The 15,678-nt window shown below is 46.2% G+C and carries 14 protein-coding genes; 5 read left to right on the top strand and 9 right to left on the bottom strand.

Annotation, left to right across the window (positions count from 1 at the left end; all coding sequences use genetic code 11):
* Window positions 1-4 precede the first annotated feature (4 nt).
* From gspG to gspC, 5 genes are read right to left on the bottom strand one after another with little or no spacing between them, the layout of a single operon-like run.
* Window positions 5-448, bottom strand: coding sequence for a type II secretion system major pseudopilin GspG (gene gspG / locus R7190_RS10345; RefSeq protein ID WP_005379298.1), 444 nt, complete (start codon window positions 446-448; stop codon window positions 5-7).
* Window positions 449-507: 59 nt separating this feature from the next.
* Window positions 508-1,725 (bottom strand): type II secretion system inner membrane protein GspF, encoded by a 1,218-nt coding sequence (gene gspF / locus R7190_RS10340; protein WP_170890693.1) that lies wholly within the window; start codon window positions 1,723-1,725, stop codon window positions 508-510.
* Window positions 1,725-3,227 (bottom strand): type II secretion system ATPase GspE, encoded by a 1,503-nt coding sequence (gene gspE / locus R7190_RS10335; RefSeq protein WP_005379296.1) that lies wholly within the window; start codon window positions 3,225-3,227, stop codon window positions 1,725-1,727. The genes gspF and gspE overlap by 1 nt, the downstream gene beginning before the upstream one ends.
* Complete coding sequence (gene gspD / locus R7190_RS10330; RefSeq protein WP_005379295.1) at window positions 3,227-5,245, bottom strand: type II secretion system secretin GspD; 2,019 nt, start codon at window positions 5,243-5,245, stop codon at window positions 3,227-3,229. The genes gspE and gspD overlap by 1 nt, the downstream gene beginning before the upstream one ends.
* 36 nt (window positions 5,246-5,281) lie before the next feature.
* Entirely contained in the window at window positions 5,282-6,208 is a 927-nt protein-coding gene (gene gspC / locus R7190_RS10325) for a type II secretion system protein GspC (protein WP_005379294.1), read from the bottom strand.
* A 253-nt stretch (window positions 6,209-6,461) separates the two neighbouring features.
* On the opposite strand from gspC, the gene hslR reads away from it, so the two are divergent.
* The 4 genes from hslR (at window position 6,462) to R7190_RS10305 (ending at window position 12,028) form a co-directional block, all read left to right on the top strand.
* Window positions 6,462-6,848 (top strand): ribosome-associated heat shock protein Hsp15, encoded by a 387-nt coding sequence (gene hslR, locus R7190_RS10320; protein WP_005379292.1) that lies wholly within the window; start codon window positions 6,462-6,464, stop codon window positions 6,846-6,848.
* A gap of 31 nt (window positions 6,849-6,879) precedes the next feature.
* The gene (gene hslO, locus R7190_RS10315; RefSeq protein ID WP_005379290.1) at window positions 6,880-7,755 is read left to right on the top strand and encodes an Hsp33 family molecular chaperone HslO; all 876 of its coding nucleotides are present in this window, start codon (window positions 6,880-6,882) and stop codon (window positions 7,753-7,755) included.
* A gap of 336 nt (window positions 7,756-8,091) precedes the next feature.
* Window positions 8,092-9,720, top strand: a complete 1,629-nt coding sequence (pckA, locus tag R7190_RS10310; protein WP_005379288.1) for a phosphoenolpyruvate carboxykinase (ATP) — start codon at window positions 8,092-8,094, stop codon at window positions 9,718-9,720.
* A gap of 190 nt (window positions 9,721-9,910) precedes the next feature.
* Window positions 9,911-12,028 (top strand): AsmA family protein, encoded by a 2,118-nt coding sequence (locus tag R7190_RS10305; RefSeq protein WP_318137545.1) that lies wholly within the window; start codon window positions 9,911-9,913, stop codon window positions 12,026-12,028.
* On the opposite strand, the gene R7190_RS10300 is transcribed toward R7190_RS10305, so the two are convergent.
* The 3 genes from R7190_RS10300 to R7190_RS10290 form a co-directional block, all read right to left on the bottom strand.
* The gene (locus R7190_RS10300; RefSeq protein WP_005379283.1) at window positions 12,014-12,931 is read right to left on the bottom strand and encodes a bifunctional GNAT family N-acetyltransferase/hotdog fold thioesterase; all 918 of its coding nucleotides are present in this window, start codon (window positions 12,929-12,931) and stop codon (window positions 12,014-12,016) included. The two genes, R7190_RS10305 and R7190_RS10300, sit on opposite strands and share 15 nt — an antisense overlap.
* Before the next feature lie 106 nt (window positions 12,932-13,037).
* Window positions 13,038-13,472 carry a D-aminoacyl-tRNA deacylase gene (dtd, locus tag R7190_RS10295; protein ID WP_005379282.1) on the bottom strand — a complete coding sequence of 145 codons (435 nt, stop codon included), beginning with the start codon at window positions 13,470-13,472 and terminating at the stop codon, window positions 13,038-13,040.
* On the bottom strand, window positions 13,444-14,388 hold the full coding sequence (locus tag R7190_RS10290) for a virulence factor BrkB family protein (protein ID WP_005379281.1): 945 nt from the start codon (window positions 14,386-14,388) through the stop codon (window positions 13,444-13,446). Before R7190_RS10290 ends, dtd begins: the two co-directional genes overlap by 29 nt.
* Before the next feature lie 34 nt (window positions 14,389-14,422).
* Between R7190_RS10290 and R7190_RS10285 the strand changes: the two genes are divergently transcribed.
* Window positions 14,423-15,064 (top strand): DUF2959 domain-containing protein, encoded by a 642-nt coding sequence (locus tag R7190_RS10285; RefSeq protein ID WP_005382972.1) that lies wholly within the window; start codon window positions 14,423-14,425, stop codon window positions 15,062-15,064.
* A 31-nt stretch (window positions 15,065-15,095) separates the two neighbouring features.
* On the opposite strand, the gene R7190_RS10280 is transcribed toward R7190_RS10285, so the two are convergent.
* A complete protein-coding gene (locus R7190_RS10280; RefSeq protein WP_186584549.1) occupies window positions 15,096-15,638 on the bottom strand; it encodes an AAA family ATPase in 543 nt (180 codons plus the stop codon).
* Window positions 15,639-15,678 lie beyond the last annotated feature (40 nt).

Below are 15,678 nucleotides of genomic sequence, written 5' to 3'. Positions count from 1 at the left end.
TCAATTATTGGAAGTCTTGCATGTTCCAGTTGCCAATATCTGCAGCTGGACCTTCTCCACCCTCTTGGCCATCTGCGCCTAGAGTGAAGATATCGATTGTACCGTTATCACCTGGGCTTAAGTATTGGTACTGGTTGCCCCAAGGGTCATTAGGAAGACGTTTGATGTAACCACCATCACGGTAGTTGCGTGGCTCTGGGTTAGATGGCTTACTAACCAATGCTTCTAGACCTTGGTCCGTTGTTGGGTAAACGCTGTTATCCAACTTGTACATATCTAAGGCATTTTCCAACGCGACAATGTCCGTAATCGCTTTTTGTTGGTCAGCCTTCTCTTTGTTACCCAATAGGTTTGGAACAACAAAACTTGCCAAAATACCTAGGATAACCACAACAACCATCACTTCTAAAAGTGTAAAACCCTGTTGTTTACTACGCTTAAACTTCATTTTTTTCTCCGAAAGTTAGATTAAAGCCATGCCGTTAGTAGACACGTCTTAATTCGAAATTATCCGCTCATCAAGTTATTCATTTCTAACATTGGCATCAAGGTCGCCATCACAATGAACAACACTAATCCAGCCATTAATGCAATCAGCGCAGGAGTAAACACACCCAGAGCAATATTGACTGTTGATTCAAAGTTTTGATCTTGGTTATCGGCTGCCCGCGTCAACATGCTCTCTAATTCACCACTTTGCTCACCACTGGCGATCATGTGTAGCATCATTGGTGGAAACAAGCGGGTTTGGTCCAACGCCTTACGCAGACTAGCGCCCTCTCGAACGTTATCCGCTGCAAGCAACACTTGCTGCTTCACATAACGGTTAGACATAACATCTACCGCAACGCGCATACCCTCTAGAATTGGAATCGCACTGGAAGTACAGATCGAAAGCGTTCGTGCGAATCGTGCGGTATTCAAACCTCGAGAGATCTTACCTATTAGCGGTAAGCTCAAGATTTTTCTGTCCCAAGCTAAGCGAAAGTCTGGCTTTTGCAACGCCAGTTTGAGGCCATAGAAAAGCACCACCAGCACAACGAAAATAATCAGCCCCCAATCTTGCACAAACTCACTGGCTGCCAGTAAAAATTGCGTCGATTGAGGTAACTCTTGGCCCATCTGAATGATGGGTTCAATGATTTTAGGAACCACTGTCGCCAATAAGAACGAAACGATGACAACCGCGAATACCACCAAAACTACAGGATAAATCATGGCTTGAAGCAATTTAGCTCGCATCTTTTGGCGGTTTTCGACATAGTCTGCCAAACGCTCTAATACGGTATCGAGGTGACCTGATTTTTCACCCGCCGCAACCATGGAGCGGTACAGTTCATCAAACACGTGTGGGTAATCGGCAAAACTGTCGGCAAGCGGATAACCCTCTGTTACTTTCGAGCGAACCGCAGCCAACATAGAACGAATCCTCGGCTTTTCAGCCTGCTCAGAGACCGCACGCAAACACTCTTCCAAAGGCATTCCTGATTGGACTAGCGTAGACAATTGCCGTGTGATGAGTGCCAGCTCAGATGTCGAGATGCCGCGCTTAAAGCTGACTGAACCTGAAGACTTAGCCGATTTAGCTTTCGTCTCGACCACTTCAATCGGGATCATCCCTTGCTCTTTGAGTCGCTGGCGCACTTGTCGGGCGTTGTCCCCTTCTATCGTGCCTTTTTTATGCTTGCCTTTTGCATCTAGCGCTTTGTACTCAAATGCCGCCATTAGGTTTCCTTCGTCACTCGCATCACTTCTTCAAGTGACGTAATACCACGACGTACTTTGCTTAAACCATCACTGCGAATACTTGGCGTATGGGCGCGAACGGCTCTCTCAATTTCTTGTTCACCAGACTCTCGATGAATCAACTCTTGCACTTGCTCATCAACCATAATGAGCTCGTGGATACCTGTTCGACCTCGGTAGCCTTTTTGGTTACACGCTTCACAGCCTTTTGCTCGGTGCAGTTCTAACGGTTCATGCGCTTCCATACCAAACAGTTTTTTCTGTTCCGCATCGGCTTCATACGGCTCTTTACAGCTTGGACAAAGCGTTCGAACTAAGCGCTGCGCTAGCACCCCTAATAACGAAGAAGAAATAAGGAATGGCTCAATACCCATATCACGTAGACGCGTAATCGCACCCACTGCGGTGTTGGTGTGGAGAGTAGACATTACCAAGTGACCCGTTAAGGACGCTTGCACTGCAATTTGTGCGGTTTCTAAGTCACGGATCTCACCGACCATCACCACATCCGGGTCCTGACGCAGAATGGCACGCAAGCCGCGCGCAAACGTCATATCGACCTTTGGGTTCACCTGAGTTTGACCGATGCCATCAATATCAAATTCGATCGGGTCTTCAACCGTTAGAATGTTGCGCTCGTTGCTATTGATCTCTTGCAAGCCAGCATACAAGGTGGTTGATTTACCAGAACCTGTCGGGCCCGTCACCAAGATGATACCGTGAGGGCGGCCAATCAAGTGACGGAAGTTGTCATGCACTGAAGGTGTCATGCCCAAACTATGTAAATCAAGACGAGTCGCGTTTTTATCCAACAAACGCATTACCACGCGCTCACCATGTGAGGACGGCATCGTAGATACACGCACGTCCACCGCACGACCACCGATACGCAACGAAATACGGCCATCTTGAGGCACACGCTTTTCTGCGATATCTAGTTTAGCCATAACCTTCACACGAGAAACTAGCAAAGGCGCTAGCTTACGGCTTGGAGTCAGGACTTCACGCAATACGCCATCGACACGGAAACGAATCGAAAGGGTTTTCTCGAACGTCTCAATATGAATATCCGACGCACCTTCTTTGATCGCTTCGCCCAACATGGCGTTGATCAATTTGATGATTGGCGCATCGTCTTCCGATTCTAATAAGTCTTCATCGTGCGGCAGTTCTTCAGCCAAAGAGAAGAAATCATCGCTATCAGCACCAATATCTTCCATCAACTGACGCGCTTCAGACGAGTCACGTTGATATGCTTCGGTCAGCTTTTTATCAAAGGCTTCTTTATCGATAGGTTGTGGTACGAAGCTTTTCTTTAATACACGACGGACTTCAACCAGAGCCGCAGGGTTAAGCGGCTCGACATAGTAAAGAATAGGTGGACGCTCAGGATGCTCTGTCTCCAGCACCAGTTTAAAGCGGTTGGCAAAACTGAATGGCAGACGACGCATACTTGGCGCTGTGTCTAACATATCAACCATTAGTTGTTTTCCATTTGATCAATAAACGCTTGAATCTCTGTTGGGTGCTGACGCTCCTGGCCAAAGGCAGGCATAACCGGGATCTTCTCGTCAGCCATCAACTTCAACCCTTGATCCGCTTTGTAAAGCTGTTCTGCGCGAATAAAGTTGTATTTACGCTGCGTAATACCGTCGGCCGTCACACCATCGCGAATAATCGTCGGCTTGATGAACACCATCAAGTTACGTTTTTCTGTTTGCGTGCTAGTTGACTTGAACAGATGGCCAAGTACCGGAATGTCACCCAATAGCGGCACTTTGGACTCACTTTCAAGTGCGCGTTCATCGACCAAACCACCAAGAACCAACATCTGACCATCTTGGATCATGACAGAGGTGTTTAACTGTCGTTTAGCAAAGCGAACGTCAACCGCACCGTTTGCGCCTAATACGTTGGAAACTTCTTGTTCAATGTTTAACTGTACAGAGTCACCTTCGTTAATTTGTGGCACTACTTTGAGTTTGATACCGACTTCTTTACGGTCAACCGTTTGGAATGGATTGTCGTTGTTTGAGCCAGCCGTAGAGCCCGTAATAACCGGAACCTCTTCACCCACAATAAATGATGCTTCGCCATTATCCATTACGGTAATACTCGGCGAAGATAGAATGTTTGAGTTGGAGTCAGAAGCAACAGCACTAATTAGCGCTGTCCAGTCACCCATGACAATACTCATTGCCGCACCATTTACTCCGCTAAGTGCTGACGCTAGCGTAGAGTAGTCACCTGATTCAGTAACATCATATGGCGTTCGTTCGCCATTAGAGTTGGTATAGTATTCAGTTCGGGTTTGATCTTTTGCTTCTTCTAGACCAACCATCACCTGACCAATCGGGGCTCCTGAGTTACCGTACTGAATTACAGCACCCGTTTCTAATGAACCCCACTGAACACCTAGGTTAATACCATCACCTTCAGACATTTCGACAATTAACGCTTCAATAAGAACCTGAGCACGACGAATATCGAGTTGAGAAATGACGTCTTGTAATGCCATCATAATATCTGGTGGCGCTGTTAAAACTAACGAGTTAGTTGCAGCGTGAGCAGCAATGACGACCTCACCACGCGATGCACCTGATGTTTTCTGACCGGCTTGCTTTTCAGCTTGCAGGTTATCGGAAACACCTTTCAATACATCCACCAAGTCTTCAGCTTTCGCATTTTTCAGGTACACGACTCGGTTGTTACCTTTTGTCGCCATTTCAACATCAAGTTGACGAATTAAACGTTTCAAGCGGGCTCTTACTTTTGGATCACCAGAAATTAAAATCGCGTTAGTACGTTCATCGGCCACAATTTTAGGTTCAAGGAACTCTGGCGTGCTTTTCTGATTCGCACTTTTATTCAGTGCTTCGACAATGCGTACCATTTCAGCAGCAGATGCATTACGCAGCTCCACCAATTCAATTTCTTTATCACCGGCTTGGTCAACACGCTTGATGATCTCTGCTAAGCGATTCACTACTGCCGCACGACCAGTGATCAAGATAATATTCGCTGGATCATAATGAACCACGTTACCGGCACCGGCGTTATCAATCAGCTGACGAAGTAGAGGAGACAACTCTCGAACCGACACATTACGCACCGCGACAACTCGAGTGATAACACTATCGCCTTGCGCGCTGCCATCACCTAACACAGGGATTGCTGAGGTTTTTGAGTCTTTTGCTTTGATAACCTTAAGTACCCCATTGTCCATTTCTACGACTGCGTAACCGTATACTTCAAGGACATTAAGGAAAAAGCTGTAGTATTGCTCTTCGTTAAGAACGTCATAGCTGCGGACATCGATTTTACCGCGTACTGAAGGATCAACAATGATGGTCTTTTCGAGGTTACGACCCACTATGTTGATGAATTCTTGAATATCAGTGCCTTTAAAGCTCGCACTAAATTCGTTTGCCATTGCACCTGGTACGCAGAGTAAACTTCCTGCTAGTAGCCAAGCACTTTTGCTGAACCAATGTTTCACGTATGTCTCCCTGAACTTACGCCGGTTGCCTAAGTCTTACAATTGGATATAGATATCGTACTGTTGGCCGTCTCGCTCAACAGTTAAATTTAATTCTTGCGGATCGCTCATCACTTGCATCAGTTGTACTGAAGAAGACGGGTCACTTAAATCGATCCCGTTCAGTTGAACCGCAATATCGCCAGGTTGTAGCCCTACATCATTAAATAATGCGGCATCACGACCAGGTGATACTCGATAACCAACAATGTCTCCGTCTTTTTTGACGGGTGAAATGGTGATGTATTTAAAAACGCTTTGTGGATCTTTCGCAATTTCCTCGCGGATTTGCTCTAATTTCTCTCCAACGTCAGACGTCGCTGCTTCTGCTCGCTGAGCTTGCGCCCTGGCTACCTGCGGCGATTCAGATAGCTTCTTATATTCTATACCTTCCATCATTAAGGTCTCGTCTCGACCTTGGTTATCAATGATGACGCGATCCACCAATACCGCTTTTAGTGTCGCACGTGTCCCTTCGATTTCTTCACCCAAACCGTACGTAGCTTGCTTACCTCGGTTAGCAATAACAGCAAGGCTGGTGTTGGCATCACTACTTGCAACCGCACCGACCAGCGTAAGGTTAAGGCGCGTCTTAGGGGCGTCTTTAACAATAGGCTGTTCTACAACCGCCGCTTTTTGCTCAGTGTATTTACCGAATAGGTTGGCATTCTGAAGGGCATTAAAATCTATCGCGTCGCCTTTATTGCTCGCAGCAACGCTACTCGCCGATGGACGCCATTGCGGCACTTCCGACGATTGAGGTATGGCTAACCACACAATTTTGCCAAGTATCCATCCGGTTATCGCAATAAACAGACAGGTAAGCAACAAGCTAAGTTTGGCTTGAATGGTATAATGATTGGACTTGATCTGAGCCAGTAGCGGTCTGCTTGATAATCCTGCACTTAGCTCTAAACGTTTCACTGAATGGATTCCTTTATTCTAACGTCCGTCATTTAAGCTATAACGATAGCTATCGACTTTAAATTGCTAAATTTGCAATAAAATTATTACTCAACAAAGAGCAGTGAACTATATCACAAGTTGTCTTTCATACCTTTTTCTTATGCAGTTTTTGCCAACTCCCTTGAAAAAAATACGCCTTGACTCCATCTGTAGGTGAATAATCCATCACTCATTGCCGTATTCGGGCAGTGATTAGATAGCGTAGTGTTCTATGAGTTCCCTAAATGAAGCCGTTAGGCTAGATAAATGGCTATGGGCCGCAAGATTTTACAAAACCCGCTCCATCGCGCGTAACATGGTAGATGGCGGTAAAGTCCACTATAATGGCCAACGAAGCAAGCCGAGTAAAATCGTTGAAGTGGGCGCTGAAGTCAGACTTCGTCAAGGCAACGAAGAAAAAATCGTGATCATCGAACAAATCTCAGATCAACGCCGAGGCGCTCCCATCGCACAAACCTTATATCGCGAAACCAATGAGAGTATCGCAAAACGTGAGGAACACGCGACTCAACGTAAGCTTAATGCCCACAACCCAAGTCCGGAACGCCGCCCAGATAAAAAGCAGCGCAGAGACATCATTAAGTTCAAACACCAATAAAAGCCGGAATTACCAACGAGGAAAGCACTCCATGGCAAATAATGTTTTAAACCGCTACCTATTCGAAGATCTTTCAGTACGTGGCGAGTTGGTACAATTGGATGAAGCGTACCAACGTGTTATCTCCAGCAAGGAATATCCGGCAGCAATAGAGAAACTGCTGGGTGAGCTACTCGTTTCAACTACTCTTTTAACTGCCACTCTTAAGTTCGAAGGTTCGATCACCATCCAGCTACAAGGCGACGGTCCTGTGTCTCTTGCCGTTATCAACGGTGACCATAACCAACGTGTTCGTGGCGTAGCTCGCTGGGAAGGCGATGTTGCCGATGACGCAAATATTCACGATCTAATGGGTAAGGGCTACCTTGTGATCACCATTGAACCGAAAAACGGCGAGCGTTACCAAGGCGTCGTTGGACTAGAAGGTGACACTTTAGCAGAAGTGCTAGAAGGCTACTTTGCAAACTCAGAGCAGTTAAAAACGCGCCTATGGATCCGCACTGGTGAGCATGAAGGCAAAGCACACGCAGCAGGTATGTTGATTCAAGTGATCCCTGACGGCACTGGCTCTCCAGATGATTTCGAACATCTAGAGCAGCTCACTGACACAGTAAAAGATGAAGAATTGTTTGGTTTAGAAGCGAACGAGTTATTGTATCGACTATATAACCAAGACAAAGTACGTCTGTACGAGCCGCAACCTGTCGAGTTCCATTGTGGCTGTTCTCGTGAGCGTAGCGGTGCCGCAATCATCACCGTTGAGAAAGCTGAAATTTATGACATTTTGGCAGAAGTTGGATCAGTTTCTTTACATTGTGATTACTGTGGCACAACTTATACGTTCGACGAATCTGAAGTCACTGAACTGTATGCACAAGCTTCTACAGACAAGAAAACCCTGCATTAATTTACATAGCTTATCAAGCACGTAATTTACCCTACAAAAGGCCAGCTTAATGCTGGCCTTTTTGTGATCAACCCCTCGTAATAACTAGCCTCAAGCGTAATAAAACAACTGCTTAATTTTAAACAATTAATAATGATTTTGCCCTAGCGCAAAGGATTGCGTGCACGATAGACTATTCCCACCAATATGTGACGGGTTACCTAAAACCTTATTGAAATCATGGGTAAATTTTGAGCTATCTCCCTGTTTTCTCCCCGCCCCGTTGCTAGCATGGTGAGCAGATTAAAATTAAAACATTCTTACAAAATCCCTACAAAATCCTTATAAGGAGCACCTATGACCGTTATGGAACATACTAAGGCTGCAACACTTGATCTAACCAAGCACGGACTGCATAACGTAAAAGAGGTTATTCGCAACCCAAGCTACGAAATGTTGTTTGAGGAAGAAACGCGTGAAGACCTAACCGGTTATGAGCGCGGCGTGGTTACTGAACTAGGTGCGGTTGCCGTTGACACTGGCATCTTTACTGGTCGCTCACCAAAAGATAAATACATCGTCAAAGACGCTACGACAGAAGAACATATGTGGTGGACGTCTGATCAAGTGAAAAATGATAACAAGCCAATCACTCCTGAAGTGTGGGACGAGCTAAAAGAACTGGTCACAAACCAGCTTTCTAACAAACGCTTGTTTGTTGTTGACGGTTACTGTGGTGCAAACCCAGATACACGTTTGAGCATTCGTGTTATCACAGAAGTCGCATGGCAAGCGCACTTCGTTAAAAACATGTTTATTCGCCCGACGGAAGAAGAGTTAGCGACATTTGAACCAGACTTCGTAGTAATGAATGGCGCAAAATGCACTAATCCAAAATGGGAAGAGCAAGGCCTGAACTCAGAAAACTTCACCGTATTTAACCTAACTGAGCGCATGCAACTTATCGGTGGTACTTGGTACGGTGGTGAAATGAAGAAAGGTATGTTCGCGATGATGAACTACTTCCTTCCACTAAAAGACATCGCATCAATGCACTGTAGCGCTAACATGGGCAAAGATGGCGATGTAGCGGTATTCTTCGGTCTATCTGGTACGGGTAAAACGACCCTGTCGACTGATCCTAAACGTGCGCTAATTGGTGATGATGAGCACGGCTGGGATGATGACGGTGTCTTCAACTTCGAAGGTGGTTGTTACGCAAAAACCATCAAACTTTCTAAAGAAGCGGAGCCGGACATCTACAACGCAATTCGTCGTGATGCACTGCTAGAAAACGTAACAGTACGTGGCGATGGATCTATCGATTTTGATGATGGTTCGAAAACAGAAAACACACGTGTTTCTTACCCTATCTACCATATCGATAATATCGTTAAGCCAGTATCAAAAGGCGGTCACGCGAATAAAGTAATCTTCCTATCAGCCGATGCATTTGGCGTACTGCCTCCAGTATCTAAATTGACACCTGAGCAAACTAAGTACCACTTCCTATCAGGCTTTACCGCCAAACTAGCGGGAACAGAGCGCGGTATTACTGAGCCAACACCAACTTTCTCTGCTTGTTTCGGCGCGGCGTTCCTAACGCTCCACCCAACAAAATACGCGGAAGTACTGGTAAAACGCATGGAAGCAGCGGGCGCTGAGGCTTACCTAGTGAATACTGGTTGGAACGGCACTGGCAAACGTATCTCTATTCAAGATACACGCGGAATTATTGATGCCATTCTTGATGGTTCGATTGAAGAAGCACCAACTAAGCACATTCCAATCTTCAACCTTGAAGTACCAACGTCACTACCAGGTGTGGATCCTAGCATTCTAGACCCTCGCGACACGTACGTTGACCCACTTCAGTGGGAAAGCAAAGCGAAAGATTTAGCAGCGCGCTTTATCAATAACTTTGATAAGTACACAGACAACGCTGAAGGTAAATCTCTGGTTGCGGCTGGTCCTCAGATTGATTAAATCGAGTAACAGCGACGTCGCGTAAACGCAGTGAAAAGTTGGCATTAACTTATCACCTTTACGTAGGCCAAGTTACAAAAATTGCTTCAAGCCCCTCTTTTGAGGGGCTTTTTATTGAATACCACAGAATATTGATACAAGCTAAAGCCTATCTAGTTTTATTTCATAACACACGTAGGTTCTAGCAAAGATGAAAACAGCGCGTCGAGTTCTACTTCTGTTACTGGTTATCTTAGTTGCCATTCCAGCCGCTACGATTGCGCTGCTAACAACATCTTACGCGGACGCAACCTGGCGCTTGCTGTCAAACACCTTTTCTCTTCCCTTCCGGGCCGGAAGCGTGCGTTATGACTTTCCCTATCACCTAACTTTACAACGCGTGAACACCAGCGGAGACGATGCGTCTTACATCGAGCAAGTCGATTTATGGATGAATCCCGATGTTTATCGCGATGGTAAATGGATCGTTGATAGTTTATTGATTGATGGTATGAGCTTGCAGTATGGCGCACCAAAGCTCCCAGCTTTAGAGAACGTATTATTCCATCAAATCGCGCTCAAAAATATTGATTACGCCGACGAGCATTTCTCTGCCAATGGCATTGATCTTCAAATTCAATCACCACAATGGAGTGATCAATTAATACCATATGGCGAAGTTCAACTTGCGGCCGACCAACTCTATTGGAATGGCGAAGCCTTTAATCAAGTTTTAGTCGATATAGACTACAAACCGCAAGACAGTACGCTTTATGGCACCTCTTTTAACTGGCGTAACAGTCAAATATCTGGGCAAGGGGAGCAGTATCCTCAAGGTTGGTCTTTAGTAAATGTGACCATCAACAAGCTGAAACTGAGTAATACGCAGCGCCAATCACTGCTTGCAAAACCTTGGCACGATCTACCATTTAACATTAATCATATTAATAGCTTAGATTTGCTTAACGCCGATATTGAATGGGGCGACTGGCACTGGCAGAACTTGGATCTTTCTGTGGAAAACGCCACACTGCCACTGTCTCTCTGGAAGACAAAAGCTCAAGTGTCATTGCAGGCGGATAGCGTTCGATTCCAGCAGCAAACCGCAATAGAGCCACGTTTGAGTGCCGCTATCGAGCCAGGAGTAATCCAGCTCAACGAGCTCAGCTTAGATTGGCAGCAAGGTCGAGTGCAAGTTTCTGGATTGTTCACGCCAACACAATGGAAGCTCAAAGAAGCCTCTATTCAAGGCCTCAAGTGGGCAACACAGCCAGAAGACAACCTAAATTGGTGGCACGCCGCCACCAGCGAGTTAGAGCATGTTGCAATCGAACGACTCGACATTGAGCGCAGCCAAATTATCCAGCTATCTCACGAACCTTATTGGCAACTTTCCGGTTTAAATATCGAAGGGCAACAGCTTGATATTAAACAGTCTGCTCAACGTTGGGGCCTTTGGCAAGGCGAATTGGAAGTCAGCGTTGTCAACGCCAGCTATGACCAAATACTCACGTCTCACGCAGCATTTGCCATGCAAAGCAAAGATGGCTTTTGGCAATTGACTCGCCTTTTTGCGCCACTCGAGCAAGGCTACTTAGAAGGCACCGGACAAATAGATTTGAGTACCCCGAGCCAACCTTGGGCGCTCAACGTCAATGCTGATGGTATTCCCTTATCGCTCTTCCACGATTATTTTTTACCCGACACACTGGCTATTGATGGTTTTTCCGATCTCAGCCTCGATCTACAAGGGTTATCAGGTGATCGCAACATGCTGGCCTACAGCTTATCGGGTGAAGTGGAAGCCAATCTCCGAGATACCCGCTTGAAGTCCCAAGCGGATCATTCGCTCAAAGCCATTACCTTAAGTCCACTGCGTTTAAGCGCGCAACGAGGGGAAGTTGCCATAAAGCCGGTCACCATCTCAGGAAAAGCCATAAGTGGTAAGGTTTGGGGAACATTTGATATGGCCAACAACCCGCTAAGTGGCATTACTTATCAATTGGAAGAGTCGTGCGGAAACATTGAAGGCGATCTACTAAGTGGCGAAACCCACCGTAATGAGTGCGTGAACGCATCAAAACTGGCCGAGCCTACTGATATTGAGACTCCACAGAAAAATGAACCTTCCATCGAGCAGCCAATCGTAATTGATAACATCAATTTGGAGACTCAAGAGGAAGAGCTTTACGAAGAAGTTATCGAAGAAGATGAAGTACCCGACACGAATTCCGCAGCAGAACAAACCCTCTCACCGACAGAGCAAGAAGGTGAAACAGATAAGCGCCCAGCAGATCAGTCGGCGCTTACCCCATCAGCAACTGAGTAACTGCGAGTAGTTCGGTATCAGCATATAGGTACCGACAAAATCAACAGCTGGCGTGTCACCACTATAAATCACTACGTGAATAACGATGCGTGCTTTGCGTCCCGACTCCAATCGGTCTAGGTCACCACTGATCCCATCCAACGAAGTACTCGCCACGGGGTTTTGTTCGACTGGTTGACGATAGCGAATCGAGCTGTCGGCCAACACAATATCACCGTGCAGCCCACGCTCTTTAAGCAGCAGCCACGTCATCCCCCACCCTGTCAGGGTTGCTAAGGTAAAAGCTGACCCAGCGAACATGGTGTTATGCGGATTAAGGTTAGGATTAAGCTGCGCACAGCATTCAAACTGGTAACCCGTGTACTGGTTAATCTTGATCCCCATTTTGTCGCTAATTGGGATTTGTTGCTCCCAGCGCTGTTGAAGCTCAGTACACCATTCAGGGCGACGTAACACATTGGCCATCGGATCCAGTTGCTTCACCATTTGCTGATGGCGCACAGGGCCACGCTCATCGGTCAGCTCACCTCGACGCTCAAAGCCATTTTTTTCATAAAAGGCGATGGCATCTTCACGGGCATTACACACCAAGCGTTTCGCTCCTTCCTGGCGTGCTAACGACTCTAGTGCAACCAAAACCAGCGAACCCATCCCTTTGCTACGGCGATTATTTTTAACCGCCATATAGCGGATCTGGCCATCATTGTCTGGCGTAATGTATAAACGGCCAATCGCCATAGGACGACCTCGACCATCAACAATCATGCGGTGATGACTCATTTCGTCGTATTCATCGCGCTCTGAGCCGATCGGCATACGCCATGGCTCACGAAGCAGTTGCCAGCGAAACTGATAATACTTGTTTATCTGATTATCGGTTTTGGGAGTAATGAGTTTGAACATATCAATCCTTTGAAAGCACAACACTAATCAGTGTCGGAAAAATTACTCCAAGCCAATTCCATGAGCTTGGAGTTAAAGCTTAGACTATGGCGCCTGTGTTACCAGATTAGACCTGCAACCAAAACGTCACAGGACCGTCATTCACCAAGGACACTTTCATATCGGCAGCGAAGCGGCCACGCTGTGTGGGTAAGACTTCTTCACACAAGTCAGAAAAGTAATCATACAAACGCTCTGCATCAACAGGATGCGCACCGCGAGAAAAGCCAGCTCGCGTGCCTTTTTTTGTATCCGCAGGCAGCGTAAATTGAGAAACCACCAGCACTTTACCTTCCACCTGTTTAACGTTCAGGTTCATCTTGCCTTCGTCATCTTCGAACACACGGTAGGTTGTAACACGCTCCATTAAACGCTTTGCTTTAGCTTCATCGTCGTCCTTCTCTACGCCCAATAAGACCAGCAGACCACGATCAATTTCTCCTACGACTTCACCATCCACGCGGACGGCTGCTTCACTGACTCGTTGAATTAGCGCTATCACTACTCTCGCTTCCTTCATCTGTTAACTGAGATTCAGCGGTCGAGTGTATCATGTCTAAATCTTCACTCCAGTGCTCTCGCTCACCAAGCGCAGCCGTAACTTCCGCCCCCAATAACACGATCATCCAGCATAAATACACCCAAACAAATAAGATAGGAATCGCCGCTAACGCGCCGTAGATGAGCTGATAAGACGGAAACTGAGTGATGTAAAGCGCAAAGCCTTTTTTACTCAACTCGAACAGTATCGCGGCGACTGCTGCCCCCATGGCACCATGAGCGAGGTGTACTTTTTTATTCGGCACTAGAATATACAAGCCAAGAAAAGCAAAAAAGGACAGCAACAACGGTAGCCAACGCAGAAATAAATTAAACGCACCAGATAATGTCTCGTTCTCTAAAATTTGCAGCGAAGTCACGTACGACGTCGCCGCAATACTCGCACCGACCATGATCGGCCCTAACGTGAGTACCATCCAATACATAGAGAATGAAAAGACTAAACGGCGCTTGTCTTTAACTCGCCAAATGTAGTTTAAGTTCTTATCAATGTTGGAAATCAGCATGACCGCTGCGATGAATAAAAACCCACCGCCAACCGCGCTCATTTTGCCCGTATTCGCCACAAATTCCTGTAATGCCGTATGTACAGCTTCTCCAGAAGCTGGCACAAAATTCTCAATAATGTAGCCTTGCAGCACCTCACCAACGTTCGCAAAAACGGGAAATTTCGACAATATTGATAACAATACCGTCAGCATTGGCACGATGGATAACAAGGTAATGTAGGCAAGATAGCCCGCGTTCACATTCACACGATCATGCGTTAATCGCTTAAGAAGATACTTAAAAAACGCGACGCAACTTGGCAGTAGATTGATTAATCTCGCCTTGTAACTCTCTGATAACTGGTTCATAGTTCATCCCATAATTAGCGCCGAGGACATAAGAATGCCTTATTTATTAGCAATTGTACTATCAATTTTCACTTTAACAGGGTGTCAATCTGCTTATTACTCAGCAATGGAGCAGGTTGGGTATCATAAACGAGATATTATGGTCGACCGCGTCGAAGATGCCAAAGAATCTCAACAAGATGCACAAGAAGAATTCACCAGTGCACTTGAAGCCTTGTCTGCGATCACCAACTTTGATGGTGGTGAGCTAGAAAATGTCTACAACAACATCAATGACAAATACGAAGATAGCGAAAAAGCGGCTCAAGACGTACGTGACCGTATTGCTGCGATTGAAGACGTATCCGGCGCACTGTTTGATGAGTGGCAAGATGAGCTAGAGCTGTACTCGAGTGCGAAACTGCGTCGTTCAAGCGAGCAAAAACTACGTGAAACCAAAGCCTCGTACAAAACCATGCTTAGCGCTATGAAGCGTGCAGAGAAAAAGATGACACCGGTACTGGATACGCTACGTGACAACACGTTGTACTTAAAACACAACCTTAACGCCAGTGCGATTGGTTCTTTGCAAGGTGAGTTCTCTAGCTTAGAGAAAGACATTCAGTTTGCGATCAAACAAATGAACGAAGCGATTGCAGAGTCCGATAAATTCCTACAAAAGCTCAATCAAAAGTAAATGATTTAGACCTCCTCCTAGTGAGGAGGTTTTAGTCGGCGACCTTACCGAGTAAACCGATGACTCTTCGAACAAAGCCTACTCTCTCTGGCACAGTTCCCCATGGTACTTCTATCACTTCATAACCCAACTCAGTATAGACACTCACTAACGACTGATGAATCTCCAATGCTTCTTCAAAGCTGTGCGGACGCACTTCATCTTGTACGTAAATGGATGCTTCAGGTCGACAAGTAAACACCTGACTATGGTACCCAGCGCTTTCGGTTAAGAAAGCTTGGTCAACCTTACAGCAGCCCACTTGTAGGTATGCAATGATGTCGGGGATGGCGCGATCAACAAACGCAACATCATGACAACGCGCATCACTCTTTTGTTTGTCCATCAACCCAAGGCATAACTTGGCAAACTCAGGTAAATTCGTCCACGGCAAAATACCATTTTCTAACTGGCTTTGCTGCTCAATCAAGTCGCGAGACCCTTCAGGAAACGTGGCGTAACCACACGCGTCTAGCGCATTCAGCAGTGTTGTTTTTCCCGCACCAGGCCCACCGGTGATAATAATCGGGTTCATATTCAACTCCAGAAAACAAAAAGCCCCGAGCATAACTCGA

The sequence above is a fragment of the Vibrio sp. 1078-1 genome, assembly GCF_033340475.1.
The sequence above is the reverse complement of the archived record's forward strand: the minus strand, read 5'-3'. Positions and strand labels throughout refer to the sequence as shown.

Coding starts and splice junctions, on each gene's coding strand:
- gspG (WP_005379298.1), bottom strand. CDS start 448: ATGAAGTTTAAGCGTAGTAAACAACAGGGTTTTACACTTTTAGAAGTG.
- gspF (WP_170890693.1), bottom strand. CDS start 1,725: ATGGCGGCATTTGAGTACAAAGCGCTAGATGCAAAAGGCAAGCATAAA.
- gspE (WP_005379296.1), bottom strand. CDS start 3,227: ATGGTTGATATGTTAGACACAGCGCCAAGTATGCGTCGTCTGCCATTC.
- hslR (WP_005379292.1), top strand. CDS start 6,462: ATGAGTTCCCTAAATGAAGCCGTTAGGCTAGATAAATGGCTATGGGCC.
- hslO (WP_005379290.1), top strand. CDS start 6,880: ATGGCAAATAATGTTTTAAACCGCTACCTATTCGAAGATCTTTCAGTA.
- pckA (WP_005379288.1), top strand. CDS start 8,092: ATGACCGTTATGGAACATACTAAGGCTGCAACACTTGATCTAACCAAG.
- R7190_RS10305 (WP_318137545.1), top strand. CDS start 9,911: ATGAAAACAGCGCGTCGAGTTCTACTTCTGTTACTGGTTATCTTAGTT.
- R7190_RS10300 (WP_005379283.1), bottom strand. CDS start 12,931: ATGTTCAAACTCATTACTCCCAAAACCGATAATCAGATAAACAAGTAT.
- R7190_RS10290 (WP_005379281.1), bottom strand. CDS start 14,388: ATGAACCAGTTATCAGAGAGTTACAAGGCGAGATTAATCAATCTACTG.
- R7190_RS10285 (WP_005382972.1), top strand. CDS start 14,423: ATGCCTTATTTATTAGCAATTGTACTATCAATTTTCACTTTAACAGGG.
- R7190_RS10280 (WP_186584549.1), bottom strand. CDS start 15,638: ATGAACCCGATTATTATCACCGGTGGGCCTGGTGCGGGAAAAACAACA.